This window comes from Streptomyces sp. NPDC006012 (genome assembly GCF_042871185.1).
Lineage (GTDB): Bacteria > Actinomycetota > Actinomycetes > Streptomycetales > Streptomycetaceae > Streptomyces.
This window is the reverse complement of record NZ_JBIAIE010000016.1, coordinates 54,036-78,448: the sequence shown is the minus strand read 5'-3', so window position 1 is coordinate 78,448 and position 24,413 is coordinate 54,036. Positions and strand designations below refer to the sequence as shown.

At 73.5% G+C, this 24,413-nt stretch carries 15 protein-coding genes; 9 read left to right on the top strand and 6 right to left on the bottom strand.

Annotation, left to right across the window (positions count from 1 at the left end; genetic code table 11):
- The first annotated feature begins 81 nt into the window (after positions 1 to 81).
- Positions 82 to 999: a hypothetical protein gene (locus ACFYPJ_RS25240; protein WP_389021365.1), complete on the top strand. Its 918-nt coding sequence runs from the start codon at positions 82 to 84 to the stop codon at positions 997 to 999.
- A gap of 46 nt (positions 1,000 to 1,045) precedes the next feature.
- Positions 1,046 to 1,357 (top strand): WXG100 family type VII secretion target, encoded by a 312-nt coding sequence (locus tag ACFYPJ_RS25235; RefSeq protein WP_389021362.1) that lies wholly within the window; start codon positions 1,046 to 1,048, stop codon positions 1,355 to 1,357.
- An 81-nt stretch (positions 1,358 to 1,438) separates the two neighbouring features.
- On the opposite strand, the gene ACFYPJ_RS25230 is transcribed toward ACFYPJ_RS25235, so the two are convergent.
- From ACFYPJ_RS25230 to ACFYPJ_RS25215, 4 genes are all read right to left on the bottom strand, one after another.
- A complete protein-coding gene (locus tag ACFYPJ_RS25230; protein WP_389021359.1) occupies positions 1,439 to 6,061 on the bottom strand; it encodes an FtsK/SpoIIIE domain-containing protein in 4,623 nt (1,540 codons plus the stop codon).
- Positions 6,058 to 7,464 carry a hypothetical protein gene (locus ACFYPJ_RS25225; RefSeq protein ID WP_389021356.1) on the bottom strand — a complete coding sequence of 469 codons (1,407 nt, stop codon included), beginning with the start codon at positions 7,462 to 7,464 and terminating at the stop codon, positions 6,058 to 6,060. Before ACFYPJ_RS25225 ends, ACFYPJ_RS25230 begins: the two co-directional genes overlap by 4 nt.
- A 347-nt stretch (positions 7,465 to 7,811) precedes the next feature.
- The gene (locus ACFYPJ_RS25220; protein WP_389021353.1) at positions 7,812 to 8,696 is read right to left on the bottom strand and encodes a hypothetical protein; all 885 of its coding nucleotides are present in this window, start codon (positions 8,694 to 8,696) and stop codon (positions 7,812 to 7,814) included.
- 458 nt (positions 8,697 to 9,154) lie between these two features.
- Positions 9,155 to 9,733 carry a TetR/AcrR family transcriptional regulator gene (locus ACFYPJ_RS25215; protein ID WP_389021350.1) on the bottom strand — a complete coding sequence of 193 codons (579 nt, stop codon included), beginning with the start codon at positions 9,731 to 9,733 and terminating at the stop codon, positions 9,155 to 9,157.
- A 215-nt stretch (positions 9,734 to 9,948) separates the two neighbouring features.
- On the opposite strand from ACFYPJ_RS25215, the gene ACFYPJ_RS25210 reads away from it, so the two are divergent.
- From ACFYPJ_RS25210 to ACFYPJ_RS25185, 6 genes are all read left to right on the top strand, one after another.
- Positions 9,949 to 11,130 carry an acyl-CoA dehydrogenase family protein gene (locus ACFYPJ_RS25210; RefSeq protein WP_389021347.1) on the top strand — a complete coding sequence of 394 codons (1,182 nt, stop codon included), beginning with the start codon at positions 9,949 to 9,951 and terminating at the stop codon, positions 11,128 to 11,130.
- 90 nt (positions 11,131 to 11,220) lie between these two features.
- Complete coding sequence (locus ACFYPJ_RS25205) at positions 11,221 to 11,811, top strand: flavin reductase family protein (protein ID WP_389021344.1); 591 nt, start codon at positions 11,221 to 11,223, stop codon at positions 11,809 to 11,811.
- A gap of 353 nt (positions 11,812 to 12,164) precedes the next feature.
- Complete coding sequence (gene fxsT / locus ACFYPJ_RS25200; RefSeq protein WP_389021342.1) at positions 12,165 to 14,495, top strand: FxSxx-COOH system tetratricopeptide repeat protein; 2,331 nt, start codon at positions 12,165 to 12,167, stop codon at positions 14,493 to 14,495.
- Between the two features lie 371 nt (positions 14,496 to 14,866).
- Positions 14,867 to 15,448: an AAA family ATPase gene (locus ACFYPJ_RS25195; RefSeq protein WP_389021339.1), complete on the top strand. Its 582-nt coding sequence runs from the start codon at positions 14,867 to 14,869 to the stop codon at positions 15,446 to 15,448.
- Between the two features lie 14 nt (positions 15,449 to 15,462).
- On the top strand, positions 15,463 to 16,167 hold the full coding sequence (locus tag ACFYPJ_RS25190) for a S8 family serine peptidase (RefSeq protein WP_389021337.1): 705 nt from the start codon (positions 15,463 to 15,465) through the stop codon (positions 16,165 to 16,167).
- A gap of 417 nt (positions 16,168 to 16,584) precedes the next feature.
- Complete coding sequence (locus ACFYPJ_RS25185) at positions 16,585 to 19,395, top strand: AAA family ATPase (protein ID WP_389021334.1); 2,811 nt, start codon at positions 16,585 to 16,587, stop codon at positions 19,393 to 19,395.
- A 163-nt stretch (positions 19,396 to 19,558) separates the two neighbouring features.
- Here ACFYPJ_RS25185 and ACFYPJ_RS25180 read toward each other — a convergent pair whose 3' ends face one another.
- Both ACFYPJ_RS25180 and ACFYPJ_RS25175 read right to left on the bottom strand, forming a co-directional pair.
- The gene (locus ACFYPJ_RS25180) at positions 19,559 to 20,302 is read right to left on the bottom strand and encodes a response regulator (RefSeq protein ID WP_389021332.1); all 744 of its coding nucleotides are present in this window, start codon (positions 20,300 to 20,302) and stop codon (positions 19,559 to 19,561) included.
- Complete coding sequence (locus ACFYPJ_RS25175; RefSeq protein WP_389021329.1) at positions 20,299 to 21,573, bottom strand: sensor histidine kinase; 1,275 nt, start codon at positions 21,571 to 21,573, stop codon at positions 20,299 to 20,301. Before ACFYPJ_RS25175 ends, ACFYPJ_RS25180 begins: the two co-directional genes overlap by 4 nt.
- Positions 21,574 to 21,756: 183 nt before the next feature.
- On the opposite strand from ACFYPJ_RS25175, the gene ACFYPJ_RS25170 reads away from it, so the two are divergent.
- A complete protein-coding gene (locus ACFYPJ_RS25170; RefSeq protein WP_389021327.1) occupies positions 21,757 to 24,294 on the top strand; it encodes an ABC transporter permease in 2,538 nt (845 codons plus the stop codon).
- Positions 24,295 to 24,413: the final 119 nt, after the last annotated feature.

Below are 24,413 nucleotides of genomic sequence, written 5' to 3'. Positions count from 1 at the left end.
GCAGTGGGCGGGGCACATGCGCCACCAATGCACGCGTCATGTGAAGGCCGGGTGTCGGCCAGGTAACCAAAGGGAGAGGTCATGCCGGACTTCGACGTAGCGATCGACTACGAGTTGCTGAGGCAGTTGGCCGCTGACACGGAAAGACTCAAGGACCAGCTGGGGGATTCCCGGCTGATGGGCCATGCCTTCTACAACAAGGGCGACCTCGGCGGGGCGTACGGCGCCGCCAACTACTTTCTCTTCCAGTGGACGGGTCCTTGGGAGAATGCCCGGAAGCTGCTGGAAAGCCTGGGTGCCACCTACAAGGGCGCGGCCGAGAAGTGGTTCGAGACGGACGCCAGCTACGCCGCCCAGGCGAACGTCCAGGCCGCGGGTTGGTATCACAGCGCGTGGGAGATGAAGAAAGAGGCCTACGACAGCTGGAAGTGGATGACGGAGCAGGAAATGCTCGTCCACGGCTGGGACGAAAACGGCAACCCGTACCTGAAGAAGCAGAAGCTGGCCGACCCCAATGACCCGAACGCCCCGAAGCCTCCGGGCTACGAACCCACCGGCTACGAGTACACCCACGACGGCGACGGCACCGACAAGGTGCACAATTCGACGCAGAATACCTACGACTCCGATGGCAAGCTGAAGGCGACCGACACCACGATCGACGACATGGGCGGTGGCCTGTCGTACCACGAGCACACCGACCACTGGGACGACAACAGCTACACGACGACGGTCACCCACACCGACGGGTCGACGACGGTCATCGAGGTGCACGGCGACGGAAAAGGCAACGGCACCAAAAACGTGACCAACACCGACAAGGACGGCAAGACCGTCGACAAGTCGAGCTACTCCGGTACCGGTCTCAAAGAGGGCCAGGATCCGAAGTGGACGAACAACGACCCCGATGCCACCGACACCGACGGTGACGGCAAGAACGACAAGAACGACTCCGACGGCGCCCAGAACTCGAACACCGGCGCCGGCAGCACGTACTGACACTCCCCCAACCGCCCTCGTCGGCGACAAGATTTGAGGACTTCACATGCCCAGCAACAACGTCCAGCTCCAGTACGGCCAGATCGAATCCGTCGCCACGCGGCTCCAGCACGCCGTGACGACCATCAACCCGCAGCTGATGGACCTGAAGTCGGCGGTGGACACGCTCCTCACCGACGGTCTGTGGCTGCAGCAGACCAGCCCGGCCATGCAGCACGCCTACGAGCAGTTCACCGGCCAGCTGACCCAGATCGTCGCCAAGATCGAGGACTTCGCCAAGCAGTTCCAGGCGATCAAGACCCAGATCGACGACATGGACAACACGATGGCCGCGCAGATCAAGGGCAGCGGCAACTAGCACCGGCTCGCCCGCCGGGGCACACAGAAGGGGCGCCGCGTCGAGCGGCGCCCCTTTCGTGTCCTGCGTCCCCGCCGCGCCTCAGCGCGCGTCGGGGGCCTCGGTCTCCGGCACCAGGACGGTCATCAGGGCCCCCGCGTCGTCGACCGTGAAGGCCCGGCCCGGAACCCGGTTGACCCGGAGCACGTTGTGCGGAAGCCGCACCCCGAGCACGTCGCCCTCACCCATGGTCTGCGGCGACAGCAGCACCCCCTTGCGCGAGCGCCGCACCTGGCCGATCCAGGTGCTGAGCGGCGAGACCAGCGCCTCGGCGGGACCGGCGACGGCCAGGCCGAGGGATCGGTCGCGGCCGGAGGACGCGATGTCCCGCAGCATGTTGTCCACCGGTGACATGGACAGCAGGTCGGCGTCGTCCACCATGACGACGGCGACGCCGCCGACCCTCTCCAGTGCCGCCTTCAGGTCCTGCTCGCTCGGCGTGTCCGAGGGCAGCACGACCGCCTTGCGGTGGCCTTCCAGGCCGCGCAGCGGCGACTCACGGGGGGTGATGGCCACCACGCCGGTCCCGGAGCGCAGCAGGGACGCCGCCAGGGACAGCAGCACGGTGCTGCGGCCGGACCCGGGCGGGCCGACGACCGTGTACGTCGAGGCGACACCGGCGAAGTCCACCCACACGGGAGCCACGTCGTCGCCACCGAGTCCCAGCATCGCGGTCAGTGCGCCGCGCGGTGTCGTGCCGACCCGCTCGTACGCCTCCTTGAAGCTGATCGCCATCGGCAGGGTCTCGACGCGGAACGGCCGCGCCGAGGCCGGCACGCCCAGGTCCCGGGCGGCGGCCTCCTTGCCGATCCGCTGGAGCGCCTCGGCCTGTTCGGGACCGCCGAGACCGCCCGGCAACACGGCGATCTGCAACTCGCTGCCGGTGTCGGTGCGGAAGCCGCGGCCGGCCGGGATCACGGAGGGGATCTGCTCGCGCGGGATGCCGCTCATGGTGTAGTCGCTGACGTCGTTCATCCGCAGCAGCAGCTTGTTGTCGTTCAGCGCCGAGACCCGCCCGGCCAGCAGGGCCCGTTCGGAGGTGGCGATGACATGCACGCCGACCGCCGCGCCCTCCCGCAGCAGCATCGCGACCTGGTTGACCATGCGGCCTTCCTCGATCTCGCCGATCAGCGCGCTCAGCGTGTCCCAGCCGTCGATGAACAGCACGAGGTGCGCCGGGCGCCGGTTGGCGGGCAGCGCCATCCGCAACTCGGTGATGTTGCCGGCCGAGTGCGTGGTCATCAGCTCCTGGCGGCGCACCAGTTCGGCGGTGAGCCGGTTGAGGAGCCGGCCCATGCGTTCCAGGTCGGCCCGCGGCACCACGGCGCCGGTGTGCGGCAGCGCGGAGAGCGCCGCCAGCGCGCCGCCGCCCGCGTCGATCGCGTAGTAATGCAGGTCCGCGCAGGAGTTGGCGCGGGCGAGCGCGCTGGCCATGGTGCGCAGCGTCTGCGACCGGCCCGCGCGCGGCATGCCCAGGACGAACAGGTGCGGGAAGGTGTTCAGGTCGAGGAAGACCGGTGGCTGCGCCTGGAGTCGCGGCAGGTCCTCGCGGGCCCAGGCGGCCGGGACGAGCCGTCCGTCGCCGGTGGGAGCCGTCGGCTCCGGCAGATCGGACAGGGTGAGGCTGTCGGTCAGCGGCGGCAGCCAGGGGCTGGGCTGCGGCTGGTGACCGTATGCCTGCGCCGCCTCCAGGAGCGCGTCGACCAGCGCCATCAGGTCGGTCGGCCCCTCCTCGTCCGCGAGGAAGGCGAACTCGTCCTCGGCGTCCTCGGGGGCCTGCACATGGCGGCCGAGGCCCTGCCAGGACAGCGAGGTCATCCACAGCCCCGTGTCCTCGTCGGAGAATTCGGGCTGCGGCCCGGTCTGCTCGGCCGGCTGCTGACCGGTTCCGTTCGGCGAACCGGCGGCGGGCGCCAGCTCGCCCTGCGGGCGCGGGGCGCCCACGTAGGCGGTCTGGAAGCTCATCGCCGAACGGTGCCCGAGCCGCACGAGGGCGCGACCCGGGGTGGCGGCGGAGATGCTCGCCGCGTCCGGTACGTCCAGCACGTCGGTGCTCTCGTTGGCGTCGGTGACGCGCAACGAGATCCGCAGGTTGGTGTTGGCCCGGATGTCGCTGGTGACCACGCCGGCGGGCCGCTGGGTGGCCAGCACCATGTGCAGGCCGAGGGAACGGCCGCGCTGGGCGATGCCGACCAGGCCGGGGATGAAGTCGGGGATCTCCCGGGCGAGGGTGGCGAACTCGTCGATGACCAGCAGCAGGCGTGGCATCGGCGGCAGGCTCGGGTCGCGACGGCGCAGGGCCCGGTACTCGGGGTGGTCCTTCGCACCCGCCGAGGCGAGCATGTGCTCACGGCGGATCAGTTCGGCCGTCAGCGAGGTCAGCGCGCGCTGGACGAGGTGGCTGTCGAGGTCGGTGACCATGCCCAGGGTGTGCGGCAGCCGCACACAGTCCTTGAAGGCGCTGCCGCCCTTGTAGTCGACCAGCACGAAGGTCAGTTCGTCGGGGCGGTTGACCGCGGCCAGCGAGGCGACGAAGGTCTGCAGCAGTTCGGACTTGCCGGAGCCGGTGGTGCCCGCGATCAGCGCGTGCGGGCCGTCCTTGACCAGGTCGAAGGCGACCGGACGGTCGAAGCCCTGGCCGACCAGCGCGGAGGTGGAGGCCGGGCGGCGGTTCCAGCGCCGGCCCACTTCCTCGGCGGTGGGGGGCTCCAGGTTCAGCAGGTCCAGCAGCGAGACGTTGTCGGGCAGTCCGCCGCCGGCGTCCGGGGTGACGTCGTGCACCGGGGCGATGCCGCGGGCCAGGCGCTCGGCCCACTCGGCGGTGACGTAGTCCGGGCGGATGCCGGCGATGTCGGGCAGCCCGGTGCGGCGCAGCGTCAGCGTGTCCTTGGCGATGGAGACGACCGCGCTGGCCTCTTCGGGGAGCATCCGCTCCTCGCGGTCCAGGCACAGCAGGTGGATGCCGCGCAGCGGGCCCTCCTTGAGGACCTGGACCATGCCGGGGACGTCGCGCAGTTCGCGCGCTCCGTCCAGGACGACCAGGACGTCGGGCTCGCTGAGCAGGGCGCCGCGCAGCGTGGCCTGCTGCGCCTGGTTGCGGTTGCGGATGACGTTGATCAGTTCGGTGACCCGGTTGGCGACGGTCTCGGGGTCGTTGCCGAGCAGGATGACGGGTGCGTTGTCCTGGGAGGCGGACAGCCCGGACCGGGCGTGCGGCAGCCAGCGGGCCCATTCCCACGCGTCGGCGGTCTTGCTGTCGGTGAGGACGCAGATCTTCAGATCGCGCGGGCTGTGCAGCACGGCGGCCTGGGCCACCGCCCAGCGGGCGAGCGCGCGGGAGGGTTCCTCGGGGCCGGCGACGCCGATGACCCGGCTGCCGGCGAGGTCCACGCCGATGGGCATGTCGGGGATCTGCCAGCTGACGTTGCGGTGGTTGTCCTCGCGGGCGCCGTCCTCGATCTGGAGCAGCGACTGCTGCTGGGTGGTGCCGATGCGCAGGACGAGGTTGTCGGGGTCGGACGGGCGGCGTTCCCACAGCCGGGCGCCGGGGCCGACGGCCATCAGTCCGACGACCGCCGGGTCCGGGGCGGAGGCGATCCGCACCCGCCGCTCGTGGTCGACCTTGGCCCGGACGTCCGACTCCAGGGAGGCGCGGCGCAGCCGGTAGTTGGCGACGCCCTCCAGGTACTCCTTGCGGCCGCCGCGCCGTCCGCTGATCCAGTTGCCGATGCCCAGGACCGGGCTGAGCACCATGAACGCCATGTAGAGGAAGGAATGGAAGATCCAGACCATGGCGACGCCCATGAACATCGGCGCGATGATCACCAGGAAGGGGAGGGGCCGGCGCTTGGGGGGTCCGGGCGGGCCGGGCAGCCGGAAGGTCTCCGGCTGGAGCGGGGGGAGCAGCCGCGGCGGCCGGTTGAAGTCCAGGCTGGCCTTCGGCGAGGCGATCACCGCGGCGTCGGCCTGGGTGGGCCGGACCGCGCGCAACAGGTGCTCGCCGACGACGAGTTCACCGTCGAGTTCCCAGAGCGTCCAGCCGCGGGGAAGCTCGTCGGGTTCCTCGCCCTCGGGATCCGGGGCGGGCTCCGGCGGCAGTGCGGCCACGTCCGCGCGGGGACGCGGCGGCGGTGCCTCCGGGAGGGACAGCCGGACCTGTCCGTCGCCCTCGGGCAGCACGGCGACCACCGTGCCGTCCGGACGCACGGTCAGGCGCAGTCCCTGCTCGGGGACGCCCTTGCCCGACAGCCGTACGGAGCTGCCGGCCCGGGGGCCGATCAGGTGGGTGCCGATGCCGAGTTGGTGCACCCGGCCGGCCTTCGGGCCGCCGATCACCTGGATCTCGACCACGGGGGCGGAGCCGGGTTCCCTGGGCGTGGGCATTTCGTCACGGGCGGGGCCGTAGACCGATTCGACGCCGGTCACGGGCCGGCCGAGGCCCAGGGTGCTGCCGTCCCGGATGCCGGAGGCGGCCAGGACGGTGTCGGGGTCGAGCAGCCGGTCGCCCAGGTAGAGCGGGACGTCCGCGTCCTCGGGGTCGGTGCCCCGGTGCGCGGCGAGCAGCTGCGGGGCCAGCCGGCGCACGGGGGTCGCGGCGGCGGCGTTGACGAGTACGTCGCGCTGCTCCTGCCGCTCTGCGTCGACGGTGGTGACGAGGAGCTTCACGACTCGTTCTGCCTTTCGGCTCGGGGGTTGTCGAAGGATGCGGCGTCAGGGGTGCCGGTGGCCTGGACGCCGGTGGACTCCGGTTCGGCGAACAGGTCACGGACGGCCGGAGCCAGGGGTTCCGGCGCTGCTGCGGGAGCCGGGCCGGAGGGCCGCGGGGCCGGGGCCAGGCCGGTACGGGGGGCGCCGGGCGCCGCCGTTCCGGCCTTCGGGGTGGGCCGGACCGGTGCGTGGACGGTGGGCGCGGCAGTCGGGGACGGCCGCGTCCCGGGCACGGCGGGGTCCGGTACGGGGCGGCGCGGGTCGGGGCCGTTGGGCGGCCAGGGGCCCGTGGGTCCGGCCGCCGGCCGGCCGCCGCGCCGCCTGCGCGCCCCGCTCTTGCGTGCGGTGCGGGCCACGGCGGGGCCGAGCGGCCCGGCGTCGGTCTTGATGCCCAGGCCGGGTGTCTCGGTCCGGCCGCGCGAGTCGACCCGGATCTCCCAGCGGTGGGCGGACATCGGGCCGACGACCACGGCGCACAGCAGGCCGGCGGCCGCCAACTCGGACAGCCGCGCCGTCTGCTCGTCGTCCGGGGCCGCGCACACCACGACGACCGGCCGGGTGCGCGCGGGATCCGGTACGGCCAGCGAGTCCAGCAGCGAGTTCAGGTCGGGGCCGTCGAACCCCGGCTGCACACCGCGGGTGACCAGCACCTCCGCCGCCCCGCCGGGCAGGTCGAGATAGGCCGCCACCGCCTTCACGAACGCGCGGGTGGCCCGCTGCTCGCCGTAGGTGTTCAGGATGCGGGGCCCGCGCAGCAGGTCGAGGAGGACCACGCCGTCGGCGTTCAGGCCCAGCGGCACCAGGACCCTGGGCAGGGCGGGCGGTTGCCCCGTCCCGTCCGCGTCGGGTGCGCCGGTGCCGGCCGCGTCGACGGCGGAGGCGTACCGGACCAGCGGGTCGCCGTCGGTCCGCCACGGCTGCCCGGGCGGCGGCACGTCCCGGCCCGCGAGGCGTACGGCGACCTCGCCGGCGTTGCGCCGGGTGGCGGGCCGGACCGTGACCGCGAAACCGAAAGCCTCGGCTGCGGTGGGATGCACCGCGCCGTCGACGCCGTCGAGGGCGTGGTGGGCGAGGTCCCGGGTGCTCTGCGAGACCAGCAGGCGGGTCAGCCGCCGTATGTCCGCGCGAAAGCGCAGGAACTCCCGCACCGGTTCGGAGAAGGCCCGGCGGGTGAGGCGCACCTGGCGGCGGAACCGGCGCCAGGCCCGGCGATAGCCTCCCTGCCTGCGCGCCAGCCGGCGCAGCAACAGCCACACCAGCAACAGGAGTTCGGCGAGCGCCACGATCAGTACGCTCGTGCCCGAGTTCCAGGACAGGGCCATCGTACGGTCGGCTTGCGCCACCGGTATCCAGCCTGCCACCGGGCCCACCTGATGGATGTGCACGAGTACCCCTCGCTCAGTCGCCTACCGGAGAACGACCGGGTCTCGCCACGACCGACGTCCCACAGGCCGTCGAGGATGGTGAACGCGGCACGACGCATGCCGGGGGGCGTCCACCGGCCACGTGGCCGTCCCGGCCGCACAGGTGTGGCAGCGGTCGTCTCGGCGCCGCTGTCACAGCCGAGTGTAAACAGAAACGTGTCCTCCTGGTGCACCGGCCGGCGCCCGCTGCACCATCGTGACACGGCCTTGCCCACACGGATATGTGTGAGTGCGGGGCAACTGTCGGCACCTGTCCCGGGCCGGCCGGGCGGCGCCCGCCGCGGTCACTTCGCCAGCGAGGCGGCGTCCCCCATCACGACCACCGGGTGCAGCGCGGGGTCGAGCGTGCGCAGCAGTTCCTTCATGTGCGCCTTGGCCAGGCTGACACAGGCTTGGGTGGGGCCGCCGTGGTCGACGTGCAGCCAGATGCCGCCGCCCCGGTTCGCGCCCTGCGGGCGGCCCCAGTCGAGCGGGGAGGTGCCCTTGACGTGGTTGTAGTCGATGGCGATGACGTAGTCGAACGACCCGGCGAGGGACTCGCCGTGGAAGCCCGTGCCGGTGATGGAGAATCCGCCGGACCGGTCGTACGGGAGCTTGGCTCCGGGGTCGGCCAGCAGGCCCCCCGCGTCGCTGAGGGTGAACACGCCGATGGGCGAGCGGTAATCGCCGAGGCGGTGGTCGGCCGTCCAGCCCTTGAGGGCGTTGTGCGCGGGCCAGGCCGCGCCGCCCTGCCAGCCGGAATCGGTCCGCCGGTACAGCACCACCTGGGAGCGGGAGGAGTTCCTGTCCTCGCCGGTGACCAGGACGACCTGCCGGGCGTTCGCGGGTATCCGGGCCGCCGTACGGCGGCCGAGACCGGGGAGGTTCGCGGGGGCGACTGACGCGGAGGGCCGTGCGGAAGGCTGCGCGGGGGGCGTGTCGGCCGGCGCCCAGGCGGCGCGGGCGGCCGGCCGGGCGCCCGGGTCGGATTCGGCACCGTTCCCACCGACCACCGCGCAGCCACCCGCGGAGACCACGGTGAGCAGGGCGACGGCGGTGAGCGGCAGCCGCGAGCCGGAGCCCGTGAACGCCGGCCGCGCACCCGGGCCGGTGAACGACGCGAGCATCCGGTCGGTGGCCGAGCGCGCGCGGTGACGGCCGCGGTGCGTGCGTATGTCGGATGAAGCCATGTCTGAGACGCCCCCCACTTCGTGGCCATGGTCGCGGGTGTGCCGTGGCACGCTGCACAGGTGCGCTCCGGCGACGCCACGCTCCGCCGGCCCACGGGTGACGCGTCGTCAGCCGCGGGCACCCAGCGGTTCCCTCCCCCGCCGGGCTGCCCGGCCGAGGACCGCCTTACGTATTCATTGAGAATACAATCAGTTCGCTTACGGGGTACGAAAATGTGACCCTGCACACCGACCAGAGCCGTATCGTCCCCGGTCAGTACGGGGAAGCGCCGCGAACTCACGCCGTACGCCGACGTGTTACGCGGGCCGACGAGGCACCCGTCCGCCCCGCACCCGCTCTCCTCGCCCCGACACGGCGGCCCGCGGGTGGCCTCCGTCACACGCATGCGGTTCCGGGGCGGCCGGCGACGGCGACAGGGCGCGGCCGGGACGGCGGACCGCGCCGTCGGCCGACGGCCTCAGGGGCGCAGCGCCCGCAGGGTCATGTCGCCGTACCTGCGCCACAGCGCAGGGTCGCGCTCGGCGAGCGCGAGCAGCTGCAGGGTCATGCCGCACAGCACCACGCGCAGATCGAGCAGCGTCACGTCGGCGCGGACCAGGCCGGCAGCCTTGGCCTGCGCCATCAGGCCCAGCAGCCGGTCCAGCAAGGGGCCGGCGTACGCCGAACGCCCCTCGGCGAGCACTTCCGACAACAGCCGGTCCCCGGCGAGGGTCTCGAACAGCAGACGCACGTACGCCTCGAACGCGCGCGCCGGATCGGCCTCGGCGAGCGCCGGCTCCGTCACCCGGTCCAGTTCCGCGAGGCGGTGCCGGACGACCGCGTCCACCAGGTCCTCCTTGGCGGGGTAGCTGCGATAGACGGTGGCCTTGCCCACGTCGGCCCGCTCGGCGACCTGCGGCACGGTGCCCTGGAGGCCGAACTCCTCGAAGATCTCCAGTGCCGCCGCGAAGATGCGTTCGTGGTTGCGCCGGGCGTCGGCCCGCTTCAGGGGCGTGTCCTGCCCTGTCGGCCGCGGGCTCGTCTGCACGGGAGTCATCCGTCCATTGTGCCCGCCCCGGCCGTCGCGCGGTCACGGGCCCACAGCGCCGCGTCCGAGGTCCGGAAAGCACCGGTACTGGACCACGCCCGCACCCACCCGGCTAACCGAACCCAAGAGTCCGGTTATAGTGGTCCAGCAAACGGACCCCTGGGTCCGCATAAGCCCGTTCCTCTGCTCGGACCCACGTCCACGTCCACGTCCTGGAGACAGCCATGAACAGTCGGCCCACCGACCCGGTCCGCCCCCTGATCGAAGCCGTCCGCGCCGCCGCCCCCGTCCTGCGCCGCGAGGCCGACGAGGCGGAGCGCGACAGCCGGCTCACCCCCGAGGCGACCCGGGCCCTGCGGGAGGCCGGCCTCTTCCGGCTCGGCGTACCCGCGCGGTTCGGCGGCCACGAGATCTCCCCCGCCGCCAGCCTGGACGTCACCTCCGAGGTGGCACTCGCCTGCCCGTCCAGCGGATGGGTCGTGATGGTCTCGTACGTCGCACAGCAGATCGCCGCCTCCTTCGGGGAGCGGGCACGGCAGGACCTGTGGGGCGACGGCGCGGACGTGCCCATGTGCGGGGTGTTCGGCAGCGTGGGTGTCGGTGCCGTCCCGGTGGAGGGCGGACTGCTCGTCTCCGGTTCCTGGTCGTGGGCGTCCGGCTGCCACCAGGCCGAATGGGCGCTGCTCGGCGTTCCGTTGACCGGATCCGAGGGCGCGGAGACGGAACGGGGACTCGCCCTCGTACCCAGGAGCGCCCTCACCGTCGAGCGCACCTGGGACATGGCGGGCATGCGCGGCACCGGCAGCGACACCCTCGTGGCCGACGAGGTGTTCGTCCCGTTCCACCGGCTCAGGCGCTTCGCCGACGTGGTGCAGGGCAACGGGCTGCCGCCGGAACCGCTTTACCGGATCGCGCCGGGATCGATGACGCTGACCTCCATGGGACCCCTGCTCGGCATCGCGCGCGAGGTCTTCCGGCTGACCCTGGAAGCCGTCGAGAGCGGCAAGCCGATGGCGATGTCCCTGCACGCCCGGCTCGCCGACTCCCCCAGCGTGCAGGCCGCACTGGCCGACGCGGCCACGCTGATCGACTCCGCCCACCTCCACCTCGCCCGCTCCGCCGAGTTCATCGGCGCGGCGGCGGCCACGGGCAGCACACCCACCCTCACCGAACGGGCGCGGGTGCGCATGGACATGGGGCACGCCTCCGAATGCCTGCGTACGGCGGTGCAGTCGCTGCTCACGGTGAGCGGGGCGGGCAGTTTTTCCAGTGCGAAGGCCGTCCAGCGGTACTGGCGTGATCTGGAGACCGGTTGCCGGCACCCGACGCTCAACCCCGGTCTCGCCCGCGAGATGTACGGGCGGGCCCTGGTCGGGGACCAGCGGCCGGTCAGTCCGATGGTCTGACGTGCCGACACGAGAACGTTCTGACGTGCCCGTACGGGAACTACGGGAACTACGGGAACTACGGGAACTTCGAGAACAAGGAGGGAAGCCATGACCGGCCCCAGTGCCCCGGCGGTCGCCGACGGCACCGCCCGCGAGGTGCTCGGCCACTTCGCGTCGGGCGTCACCGTCGTCACGGCCGCCGGCCCGGCCGGGCCGCTCGGCCTGACCTGCCAGTCCTTCGTCTCCCTGTCCCTCGATCCGCTGCTCGTCTCCTTCGCCACGGCCAGGTCGTCACGGACCTGGCCGCTGGTCCGCGAGGCCGGCGTCTTCGGCATCAGCGTGCTGGCGCAGGACCAGGCCGAGGTCAGCGCGGCGTTCGCCCGGTCGGGCACCGACAGGTTCCGGGGAGTGGGATGGTCGCCGGGTCCCGGCGGGGCACCGCTGCTGGACGGCGCCTGCGCCTGGCTCTCCTGCGCGCTGTGGCAGGAGTACGACGGCGGCGACCACCACCTGGTCATCGGCCGGGTCACGGCGCTCAGGGCGGACCCCGCACGGCGCCCGCTGATCTTCCACCGGGGCCGTTACCGGGTGTTGGCACCGGACGCGGACGCGGTCATGGACGCGGACGCGGTCATGGACGCGGACGCGGACACGAGCGGCGGGACGGTGCCGAGGGCGTCGTTCGCCCGGGTCCGGTAGGGCCGGGTCCAAGAGCCGTGGGCCCAGTGGCACCGGGCAGGCGGCGTACACCGTGCGGCGCAGCGCCCCGGCAGGTGAACGCCGGCACCAGGGGCGCGGCCCGCCGCCTACCTACTGGACGGGCGCGGCCCGCCCCTGACCGGGCGTCTGCGGCTGAAATGCGGTCCGGGGCGGGTGGGTTGGTGTCATGGTGGTGGTGAATGTCACGGAGTGCGCTGGGGGGAAGCATGCGAGGAAGCGTTCGGTGGGTGGCGGCGGTGCTGGTGACGGCCGCTGCTTTTGCGGTGCCGACCTGGCTGTGCGGGGCGGTGGTTCTTTCGTCTGCGCTTGAGGATTCCGGGGTCCGGTGGGGTGTGGCTGCGGGACTGGGGGCTGCGCTGGCCGCGCTGGCCGCGGCGTGGGGCTACAGCTTCGCCACCGACCGTGACGGTGGGTCGGCGCCGGGTGAGAGGTCCATCGTGGTCGATACCGGCGGCGGCGACGTTCTCGCGCCCTTCCTGACGGGAGACAACTCCCACGTCGTGCAGTTGCCGCCGGGAGAGCTGCGGCCGATGGCCGAAGTGGAGGCCCCGCCGGGACTGGATGACCTGCCGGTACGCCCCGGGACGTTCGTCGGACGCACCCGCGAGCTGGACCGCCTGGATGCCGCGCTCGCGGCGCCGGGCCAGGTGGTGGTGCAGGCCGTGCACGGGCTGGGCGGGATCGGCAAGAGTACCGTGGCCGCCCACTGGGCCGCCACCCGCGCTCGCGGCCATGCCCCGATCCGGTGGATCACCGCCGACAGCTCCACCGGCGTCGAGCAGGGCCTGGCCGGCCTGGCCAGCGCCCTGCAGCCTGCCCTGGCCCACGCCTTGTCAGTGGAACAACTGGCCGAGCGCGCGGTGCAGTGGCTGGCCACCCACACCGGCTGGCTGATCATCCTGGACAACGTCAACGATCCCGCCGACATCGCCCCCCTGATCGCCCGCGCCCCCGGCGGCCGGTTCCTGATCACCAGCCGACTGGCCAACGCATGGACCGACGAGGTCACCCTGATCCGCCTCGACGTCCTCCAGCCGGCCGAGTCCCTGGCCCTGTTCACCCGCATCACCACCGGCCCGCACCCGGGCCGGGACTTGGACGGCGCCGCCGACCTGTGCGACGAACTCGGCCACCTGCCGCTGGCCATCGAGCAGGCCGCCGCATACCTGGCACAGAACCCGTTCGCCACCCCCCGTGGCTACCTGCACCTGCTCGCACAGTCTCCGGCGGACATGTACCGGCAAGGCTCGGTCACCACACCAGCCGAACGCACCATCGCCAGGATCTGGAACATCACCCTGGACCGCATCGCCACCCAGCGGCCGGACGCCGCGGACCTGCTGCGCACCCTGGCCTGGTACGCCCCCGAGAACATCCCCGCCACGCTGGCCGACCTTTTCGCCGACGCGGCAACCTCAACCAGCGCGATCGGGGTGCTGAACGCCTACAACATGATCACCGCCGACGGCGCCGCCCACGCCCTGGCCGTCCACCGCCTCGTCCAGTCCGTCGCCCGCACCCCCGACCCCGACGACCATCACCGCACCCCCGAGCTCATTGATCAAGCCCGCAACCGCGCCACCAACAGGCTGGCCCACATCCTGGACACCACCGGCAGCGATCCCGCCAATTGGCCGACCTGGCGCACCCTGCTCCCCCACATCGACGCCCTCGCCGATCACACCGCGATGAACACCGACACCATCGCCACCGCCTTCGTCCTCAACCAGGCCGGGACCTTCCTCGACGGCCAGGGCCTGTCCGACCGGGCCATCGCATACTTCGAGCGCTCCATCACCTCCGGTGAGCGGGAGGGCGCTCACGTCGCCGTCGTCCTGCTCTGCCGCAAAAACCTCGCCGCTGCCTACCAGTCGGCGGGGAGACTGGACGAGGCCATCGCGCTGCACGAGCAGAACCTCCAGGACGCCGAACAGGCACCGGCCGCCGACGACCTTGACCTCCTGGGCTTCCGTAACGGTCTCGCCGCTGCCTACCAGTCCGCGGGGAGACTGGACGAGGCCATCGCGCTGCACGAGCAGAACCTCCAGGACGCCGAACAGGCACCGGCCGCCGACCGCCCCCGTGACCCCGACCTCTTGACCATCCGGAACAACCTCGCCAACGCCTACCACTCGGCGGGGAGAGTGGACGAGGCCATCGCGCTGCACGAGCGGAACCTCCAGGACGCCGAGCAGACGCTGGACGCCGACGACTCCCGTTTCCTGGCTGTCCGGAACAACCTCGCCGGCGTCTACGTGTTGACGGGTCGGGGTGCCCAGGCCATCCCGCTGCAGGAGCGGGATCTCGAAGTCACCGAGCGGGTGCTGGGCCTTGCCCACCGGGACACCCTGAACACCCGTGACAACCTCGCCTCGACCTACGCGATGACGGGGAATGCGGCCAAGGCCGTCGAGCTGTGCGAGCAGAGCCTCCACCATGCCGAGCAGGAGCACGGCGCCTTCCATTCCCTCACCCTGACCTCCCGCAACAACCTCGTCATGGTCTACGTGGTGATAGAGGATCTGGCCCGGGCCCGCCAGCTGCACGAGCGGAACCTCAGCGACGCCGAGCGGGAGCTGGGCGCTGACCACTCGGTGACGCAGACGATCCGCGTCACTGATGAGGTTCTCGCCCAGCTGGCCGCCGGCCGCAGGCGGAGGTGATGGCTTGTGTCATAAGCAGGGAGGTGACACAGGTGGCCAGCCCTTGGAACGTGATCGCATCCCCGCAGGTCGCCCTGTGACCGTGCAGGCCGGGGAGATGTGGGCCAGGATCTCAGAAACCAGCCGACCGGCAGCACATGTGTGGATGTTCGTCACCGTATGCCCGCCGCGTGACAACCCGCCGGACACCTGCCGGACTCCTCGCCGGGTTCGGCGGCCGGCGAACCCGGCCTGGCCGCCCGGGCGGACACGCACATTTCGTCCTGGCCGACCGGCAGCCCCAGCTGAACACCTGGACTCATACCTGGTACCGGGAGGTGTGAAGGAGCCAAACTACTGCTCATCGACGATCGCCACCACGGGAGGCCCCAGTGGAACGACGTACGGCAGACGGCGCAGCGGACCTCGTGCCCGTGCGGTCTCCCCGGATGGTCGGCCGCGGCACCGAGCTGGAGCGGATCGTGCAGGCGCTGGCCCGCGCTCCCGCGACGGTACTGATCGAGGGCGAGGCGGGCGTGGGCAAGAGCCGCCTGCTCCAGGAGGCACTGCGCGTCCCCGCCGTACGCGCCCGGGGCCCGCTGGTGGCCGCCTGCCCGCCGTTCAAGGAGGCGCTGACCCTGCAACCGGTCGTGGACGCCGTACGCCAGGCCCGGGCGGGGCTGCGGGACCTGGAACTCACCACCCTGGCCGGGGCGTTGCGACCGCTGTTCCCGGAGTGGGCCCACGAGCTGCCGCGGGCCCCGGAGCTCCTCGACGATGCCGGTGCCGCGCGGCACCGGCTGTTCCGGGCGCTGGGACGCCTCGGCGAGGGGAGCCGGGCAGCTGCGGGTGCCGCGGGTGAACGCGGCCACCAGCTCCGCCGTCTCCTGGTGCCTTCGCCCCGGCCCGCGCTTGCCGCATCCTGCTCGTCGAGAGCGACGACGCGTCCTCGGACGCCCTCGCCGACGCGGTGAACACCGCCGTGCGGATGGGAGCCGTGGTCGTCTCCAACAGTTACGGCATCGACGAGTCCTCCGTGACCGACGACCACGCTCCCGCCACCGATCCCGTGCCCTACCGGCAGGAGTCGTACGACCACCCCGGCGTGCCCATCGTGGCGGCGTCGGGCGACCAGGGGTACAAGCTGGACGCGCTGTACCCGGCCAGCCTCAGCACGGTGATAGCCGTCGGCGGTACGACGCTGAAGCCGGACGACGGCGCCCGCGGCTGGACCGAGACGGCCTGGGCGACCAACTACAAGGGCAGCGCGGCGGGCGCCGCCTGCTCGGCCCACATCGCCAAGCCCTCCTGGCAGCACGACAAGGCCTGCCCGAACCGTACGGTCGCCGACGTGTCGGCGGTCGCTGACCCGTTCACCGGTCTCGCGGTCTACGACAGCATCCGCATCCCGAACGGGCCGGAACCGGGCTGGCTCAAGATCGGCGGCACCAGCGCCGCCACCCCGTTGATCGCCTCGATGTACGCCCTGTCCGGACACACCGCCGGCGTCCGTGACGCCTCGGGGCTCTACGCCCACCGCGACCGGCTGCACGACGTGGTCGGCGGCAGCGTCAGCGTGCCGGCCAGCGGTCAGGAATGCCCGCAGAGCAGCTATCTGTGCACGGCCCGCAAGGGATACAACGCACCGACCGGGCTGGGTTCGCCCGACGGTCTGGGCGTCTTCGCTCCCTGACGTACGCGGACGGTCCCGCCGTCCCGTACGTCCAGGCCCGGCCGGGCTGTCCCGGCCGGGCTGTCCCGGCCGGGCTGTCCCGGCCGGGCTGTCCCGGCCGGGCCTGACCCCTGCGTGACCGACCCCTGGGCGGCCGCGACTGTGAACTTTGCCACGATTCAACCCGTTGTTCAGGTGGGCGGGTCCGCGGCCAGGACCTGCCTGCCGGCCCTGCTCCGCTGCCGGCCGGAAGCCGCCTCCCACCGCGCAGCACGCGCGGCTGCGGGTCCGCCGGCTGGCGGTTTCGACCGGTGAAGGACAAGCTGCATGTGAACTGCCTGGTTCCGCGGACACCTGTCCGCTGGGATGGGGACCAGGCAAGAGCGCGCTCCCCTGTATCCGGCGGGACCGTTCGACGTCCCGGAACGGGGGTCACCCATGAACGCTCGGCGCGAGGTCTTCTCCCCCGCGGCCGAGGAGCAGGACCGTCGCACGCCGTCGCCCGTCCCCTCTTTCCCCGGGCGGCCGGCGGCTTCCGCCGGGCTCGTCGGACGCGAGCGTGAGCTGCGGGAACTCCAGGGGTTCCTGCGTACGGCCATGGCGCGGGGCGCGGTCTGCGTCATCCGCGGCGACGCGGGTTCGGGAAAGACGGAACTGCTGGAAACCGCCGTCTGCCAGGCGACCGCCGCCGGTCTGCACGTGCTGCGCTGCACCGGCGACCGGGGCGCCAACCCGCCGGAGTACTCCGGGCTGCTGCAGATCGTCTGGCCGGTCCTGAGAGGTCTGCGCTGGTCACTGGAGGCCGGGCAGTGCCAGATCCTGGAGAGGCTGCTCGTCGACGGCGTCCCCGCACCCGGTGACCGGGGCCGGCTGTCCTTCGCCGTGCTCGGCGCGCTGGAATCGGCCGGCGCCCAGCAGTCCCTGCTGATCGCCGTGGACGACTGGGACGCGCTGGACGGACCCAGCAGGGGCGTGCTCTCCTTCGTCGCGCGGCGGTCCAAGGGCCGTGCGCCGGCTCTCCTGATGACCTCGCGCCCGCACCGTACGCACCTGGCGTCCCTGGCCGGGCTGCCGGAACTTGACCTCGCCCCGCTGACCCCCGCCCAGTCCGCCGCCCTGCTGGCGGCGAAACGGCCGGACCACGACCCGCGGTGCACGCGCGAGCTGCTGGCGACCGCGGCGGGCAACCCGCTCGCGCTCCTCGAACTGCCCGTCCGGATCGAGGACTGCGTGCCCTACGCACCCGCCTCGTCCGACCGGCTGGCCGCCGCGCTGGCCCCCGAGGTCGCACGACTCCCCCCGGCCACGCGTGACCTGCTGCTGGCGGCGGCGCTGCACCCGGCGGGCGACCTGCCCCTGCTGCTGTCGGCCGCGTCCCGGATCACCGGCGCCGAGGCCGGCTTCGCGGTGGTGGAACCGGCGGAGCGCGACGGTCTCGTGACGTTCGACGGCACACGGCTGTGCTTCAGCCACCCCGCCACGGCGGGGGCCGTGGTCCACGGCATCGCCCCGCGGCGCCTGCGCGCCGCGCACGCGGCCCTGGCGGCGGTCCTGGAGCAGGACCAGGTGCAACGGCTGTGGCACCGCTCGCAGGCCGCGGAAGGCGCCGACCCGGACCTGGCCGGCCGGCTCGAAGCCGTGCACCACCATGCGCTGCACCGGAGCGAGCCGGTCATGGGCGTACGTCTGCTGCGACGCGCAGCCGACCTGCACCGCGCGCCCGAGGACCGGGGCCGCTGCGCGCTGCTGGCCGCCCAGCTCGCCCACGACCTCGGCCGGGAGGGGCTGGCCCGGGCGACGGCCCACCATGCGCTGCGCCATCCGCTGGGCCCGCTGGGCACGCTGTGTGCCCAGGCCCTGACCCGCCTGGGCGACGAGGACCGGCCCGACGGGGGGTCGCGGCAGCCGCCCGCGGACCCCGCCGCCTGGCCCGTGCCGGTCGGCGCCGACGAGGAGACGAACGCGCTGGAGCTGGCCCAGCTGACGGCACCCGAGGTTGCGGGCGACGAGGCGCGCGCGGACGCCCTGCTGGCCTTCCTCGACACGTTGCCGGAGCACGCGGACGACCCGCGGTTGCTGCACACCATGGCGATGGTGGGCCCGGTCCGCCGGGCCGCGTACGTCATCGCGCGGCTGTCCTCCCTCCCCGGGCTCGCGCACCTGCTGCAACGGGACGTCGAACGCCTCGCCGAGGCCGCCCTGCTGGCCGGGGACCCGCTGCGGGCGCTGGACCTGTACCGGCGCACGGAGGCTCGCTACCGCTTCCGTGAGCTGGCGGACCAGTTGCCCCGGGTCGTGCTCCGGCAGGGTCTGGCACACCTGATCACGGGCGACTGGGCCCAGGCCGAGCTGTCCTTCCGGCGCTGCGCCGAGCTGGCCGAGGAACACTTCCTGGGGCACCACGCGAGCGCCGCGCACCTCCTCGGGAACGTCCTGGGGGGTCTGCGGACCGGTACGGTGCCCGCGGTCGCCGCCCCGGAGCTGGCGGCCGCCCGGCGCTCGGTGCGCTCGATCGACGAGATCGTCGCGGTGGGCACCGCGTGGGCCCAGGTGGAGAGCGGCGACTTCGCCGCCGGTTTCGCGGCGCTCTCGTCCCTGCTCGCCGATCCGGGGCGCTGCTCCGCGGTCCGGTACGCCCTGGTCCCCTTCGCGGAGGCCGCCGACGCCGTCAACGCGGCCGAGGAGGCACGCGTGACGCTGGCCCGGCTCGAACAGGAGCTCGGCGCGGAGCACACACCGCTCGTCTCGGTCGGGCTCACGGTGGCCCGGGCCGTCCTGGCGGACGACGCGGACGCGGAGTGCCGGTACGCCCGGGCCTTCGCCCTCGACCTGTCGCAGCGGCCGTTCCTGGAGGCGTCCCTGCGGCTGGCCCACGGACGCCTGCTGCGGCGCCGGCACGAGTTCACCGACTCCCGGGTCACCCTGCGCCAGGCCGCGGCCACCTTCACCACGATGGGTGCCGAGGCACGGGTCGCGCGGATCACCGCGGAGCTTCGGGCGTCGGGCGAGCGGGCCGAGCCGACCGCTCCGGGCGCGTCCCCCTCCGCCCGGCCCGAGGACCTGCTCAGCCCCCAGGAACTGCGGATCGCCCAACTCGCCAGCCGGGGGCTCTCGAACCGCCAGATCGGCGCGGAACTCAATCTGTCGCCCCGGACCATCGGGTCCTACCTCTACCGCATCTTCCCGCTGCTGGGTGTGACGGCCCGGGTGCAGCTGGCCGAGGCGCTGAGGGATGTTCCTGGCACCTGACCCGTTGCGTGCCGGACCGTGGCCTGGAGCGGCAGGCGGCGTGTGCGGCATCACGTGTGCGGCGTGGCGCGTGCGGTGTCACGGACGGCGCGTGGAGCGCGGAGTATGACGCATGGCGTGTGTGCGGCGGGCCCGGAGAGCGCATCGACGACGGCCTCGGTGGTCAGCTCGGTGACGCGTCCTGTCCGTCCCGGGCCGTGCAGACACCGTTCTCCCAGGCCCAGGCGGCGATCTCCACCCGGTTGCGGGCGGCGAGCTTGCGCTGCACGCTGCCCAGGTGCGTCTTGACGGTGGACAGGCTGACGTGGAGCAGGGATGTCAGTTCCTCATTGGTGTGACCGCGGGCGACGAGCCGTACGACGTCCAGCTCCCGTGCCGTCAGCGGAAGTCGGCGCACCGGCACCGCGGTGCCCGGCCGCCCGCCCCGGCCCGGCGCCCCTGCCGTGCCGGAGGACGCCGACGCCCCGGCATCCGCCGCCGCGTCCGCCATGTGCCTCAGCAGCCGGACCGTCACCGAGGGCGAGATGAGGGCGTTGTCGGCGGCCACGGCCCGTACCGCCTCGACGAGCAGCGCGGGGGAACCGTCCTTGAGCAGGAAGCCGCAGGCCCCGTTGCGCAGGGCCCGGTACACGTACTCGTCCAGGTCGAAGGTGGTGGAGATGAGCACCCGCAACGGGTCGTCCGCCTCCGGGCCGGCGAGCAGCCGGGTCACCTCCAGGCCGTCGAGGCCCGGCATCCTGATGTCGAGCAGGCACACGTCGGGGCGCAGGCGCCGGGCCTCCCGGACCGCGGTGGTCCCGTCGGCCACCGAGGCGACGATCTCCATGTCGGGCTGTGAGCCGAGGATCATGCCGTAGGCCGAGCGGATCATGTGCTGGTCGTCGGCGATGAGGATACGGATCGTCATGCGTCCAGGGTGACAGGCGCGGGCTCGCCCGTGGGGGCGGGGAGCGGTCCGGGCAACGGGATACGGGCCTCCACGCTCCACCCGACGCCCGGTCGCGCCTGCGCGGTGACGGTCCCGCCGACCATGGCGGCGCGTTCGGACAGCCCGACCAGGCCGTACCCGGAGCGCGCGGCACGCGGGCCGCGGGCCGGGCCGTCGCCCTCGGTCGTGGACCGGGCGGCGGGTCCGGCGGCGTCCGGTCCGTCGTCGGTCACCGACACCTGTACGACCGGGTGGGCGGTGTCGCCGTCCAGCCGCACGTCGACGGTGACCGCCGTCGCCCGGCCCGCGTGCTTGCGCACGTTCGTCAGCGACTCGCGTACGACGTGGTGCACGGTGGTGGCGATGCCGGGCGGCAGGCCGCCGGCGGCGAGGCGCGGATCGAGGGTGAGCGTGGTGGCCGGGCCGGCCGCCGCGAACCGTGCCGTCAGGGCACGCAGGTCCCCGAGCCCGCCCGGCTCCGCCGTGGGCGCCGTCCCGTCCGGACTGCGCAGGACCGCCACCATGCCCCGCATCGACTGCATGGCCTGCGAGCCGGCCTCCTCGATGGCCGCGAGCATGCCGTCCAGTTCCTCGGGGCCCGGCGGGCGGCCGGCCGCCGTCGCGAACCGCACGGCCTTGGTCTGGGCGATGATCGCGGTCACGTGGTGGCCGACGAAATCGTGCAACTCCCGTGCGTAGTCGAGGCGTTGCGCCTGGAGTCCGGCTTCGTGCTGCTGCGCCCGGTACCGGTCGAGCAGCCGCAGGTACAGGCCGAGCACCGCCGCCAGCGCGAAGGCGAACCAGAGGGCCGGAACCACCAGTGGCGCCGTCGCACTCAACTCCTCCGGCGTCAGCCGCAGGACCAGTACCGTCAGGGCGGCCAGCGCTCCCCCGGCCAGGGCCACGGCCCGCAACGGCGGACGCAGCCGCACCGTGCGGACGACGACCAGCAGGAGGGCGCACGCCTCGACCATGCCGAAGGTCACCTCGGGCCGGGCCGCCACCTGGCTGTTCACCAGGGTCACCAGGCAGGACGCGCAGATCCCCGCGGCGGCGGCCGGCCCGAGCCGGTCCCGGCGCACGGTGACGGCCGCCAGGACGAGACCGCCGGACACCGTCCAGGCCGCGGCCAGCGGCACCGAACCGGTGTCCGCGCCCTCGGTCGCCACCGCGGCCAGCAGCAGCACCGCCGCGCACACCGCCGCGAGCCGCCTCCTGCCGCCCGCCGGAACGTCGAAGAACTGGTTCATGACCACGCAGGCTACGCGGATCCCGCCGTCCGCCGCCTCGGCCGAACGGCCGAGGCGCGACGGTCACCGGTGCCGGCATTCGGTCGTCCGGCTGATCCGCCGCGGCCCGGGCACGGCCAGGATCGGGACGTCCCGTCGTCCGCACGGCGTCGAGCCCAGACGCCCGCAGCGCTGGAAGGCCTCATGCTCCGTACCGTCGTCCGTTCCCTCTACCGCGACCGGCACCGTTTCGTGCTGCCCGCGCTGGCCGTGCTGATCGGGGTCGCCTGTGTCAGCGGCTCGCTGCTGTACACCCAGGCCCAGTCCCGGGCCGCCGCGCTCCTCCAGCGCGCCTCGCGCCCGGACGTCTCGGTGGAGGTACGCCCGGTCCGACCGGACGGCCCCGAGCCCGGCGAGACGGCCGCCGTACCGGACGAGGCACTGCGGGGGCGGCTCTCCGCCCTGCCCGGGGTGGCCGCCGCGCGCGGTACCTCGCAGGGGCGGGCCTTCCTCGTGGCCCGCGACGGCAGCCTGGTGGGGCCGGCGTCCGCCGCGGCCGGCGTGGACTTCGTACCGGACCGGCGCGGAGCCGATCCCCGCTACCCCCTGACGAGCGGCCGCGGCCCGCACGGCCCCGGCGAGGTGGCCGTCGACCGATCGGCCGCCCGGCGCGGCGGGTACCGCGTCGGTGACCAGGTGCGGATCGTCGTCGCCGGTCAGGTCCGCCCGGCCCGGCTCACCGGTGTCTTCACGGTGCACGACCCGCAGGTCGCGGCCGGCGGCACGCTCGTCGCGTTCGACCGGGCCACCGCCCTGGACCTCTTCGCGCCGGCGCCCGGTCAGTACCGGGCGGTGACCCTCACGGCCGGCGCCGGCACCTCCCCCGCGGCGCTCGCCGAGCGGGTCACGCGGGTCCTGCCGCACGGTCTGGAGGCGGTCACCCGTTCCCAGCTGGACGCGGAGGCCGCCCAGGCGCCCGACCGCAAGAAGCTCGGCACGCTCCTGCTCCTCTTCGCCGGCACCGCCCTGTTCGTCTCCGCGTTCCTGGTGGGCAACACCTTCACCATGCTGAGCGCCGTACGTGCCCGCGAGCATGCCCTGCTGCGCGTGGTGGGCGCGAGCCGTGGCCGGGTGCTGCGGACGGTGCTCGGCGAGGCGGTCCTCCTGGGCGCCGTGGCGGCCACCGCCGGATACGCGGTCGGCGTCGGCGTGGCCGCGGCGCTGACCAGGCTGTTCGCCTCGTCCGCCGGTGCCGCGGGCCCGGCGGCGCCGGACGTGTTCTCCCCCCTCCCGCTGCTGACGGCCCTCGGCGTCGGTGTGGCCCTCACCGCCGCCGCCGCATACGTGCCCGCGCTGCGGGCCTCCGCCGTCGCCCCGATCGCCGCGCTGCGCACCGAACTCCCCGCCGCGGCCGTGAAGTCGAAGCGCCGCGACCTGACCGGCCTCGGCGCCACCGGCGCGGGCGCGCTGCTGCTCGCCGCCGGCGGCGACCTCACGGTCCTGGCCGTCGCCCTGCCGGTGCTCCTGGCCGGGCTGATCCTGCTCACCCCGCGGATCGTGCAGGTCCTCGACGGCGTGCTGCGGGTCCCGCTGAGGTGCCTGGCCGGGGTGCGCGGGACGCTCGCGCTGGCCAACGTGCGCCGCAATCCCCGGCGCACCGCCGCGACCGCCGGGGCGCTGACCGTGTGCGCGGCGCTCGTCAGCGCGGTCACCGTGGCACTGTCCTCGCTGGGCGCCACGGCGGGACGGAACGCCGAGGCCGCCATGCCGACGGACCTCAGGATCACCGCGGTCGACTTCGCGGAGATCGGCGCGGACACGGCCGCGAAGGTGGCGCGGCTGCCGCACGTGGCCGCGGTCAGCGCGGTGCGCGAGGCCGGGTTCGGCCTCTCCGACGGTTCCGCGCTGTGGACCGCGGTCGTCGACCCCGGCGCCGTGGGCAAGGGCCGTCTCGCCGACCTGACTGTGCACGCCGGCAGCCTGGACGACCTGCCCCGGGGCATCGCGGTCACCCGGGACCTGGCCGCGGAGAACGGATGGCGGCTGGGCGACCTGGTCACCGGCAAGGAGCTGACCGACGAGGGAGACCCGGACGGCCCGGCACTGCGGCGCAGGGTCGTCGCGATCTACGACGGCCCCGAGGCCCTCGGGCCCGCGCTGCTCCCCGAGAGCGCCGTGCCCGTGGCCGATGCGGCGGACAGCGCCACGGTGACCTCGGTGCTGGTGCGCTCCGAGCCGGGGCACACCCCCGACCTGAAGGAGGAGATCCGCCGGGCACTGCACAATCCGCTGCTGCTGGTGCAGGACCGGGCGGACGCGGGACGCGACGCGTCCGCGGGGTACGCTCCGCTGCTGTCCGTCCTGTACGCGATGCTCAGCGTCACGGTCGTGGTCGCGGCACTGGGGGTGGCGAACACCATGGGCATGGCGGTGTTCGAGCGGACGCGCGAGATCGGTCTGCTGCGCGCGGTCGGTCTCGACCGCGCGGGTGTGCGCTCCCTGCTGCGGGTGGAGTCGGTGTTGGTGTCCTCGCTGGGATCCGGGCTGGGCATCCTGGCGGGCGCTGCGGCGGCGGTCGCGGCGGTGGCCGGCCAGGGGGGCGCGGTGATCTCGGTGCCGTGGGCGTCCCTGCTGGCACTCTTCGCCGGGGCGGGAGCCGTCGGTGTGCTCGCCGCGCTCGTCCCGGGGGTGCGGGCGGCAGCGGTCCCGGTGCCGCAGGCGGTCAGCGGGGAGGTGGGGTGAGGGGGCACAGGCGCCGAGGAGCGGGGGCGGAGGCGCCGGGGTGGCCCGGCGCGTCCGCCGGTAACGGAACCCGGCGGACCGCGTCCTGACGGCCGCGCCCTCTCGTCAGCCCCCTCGCC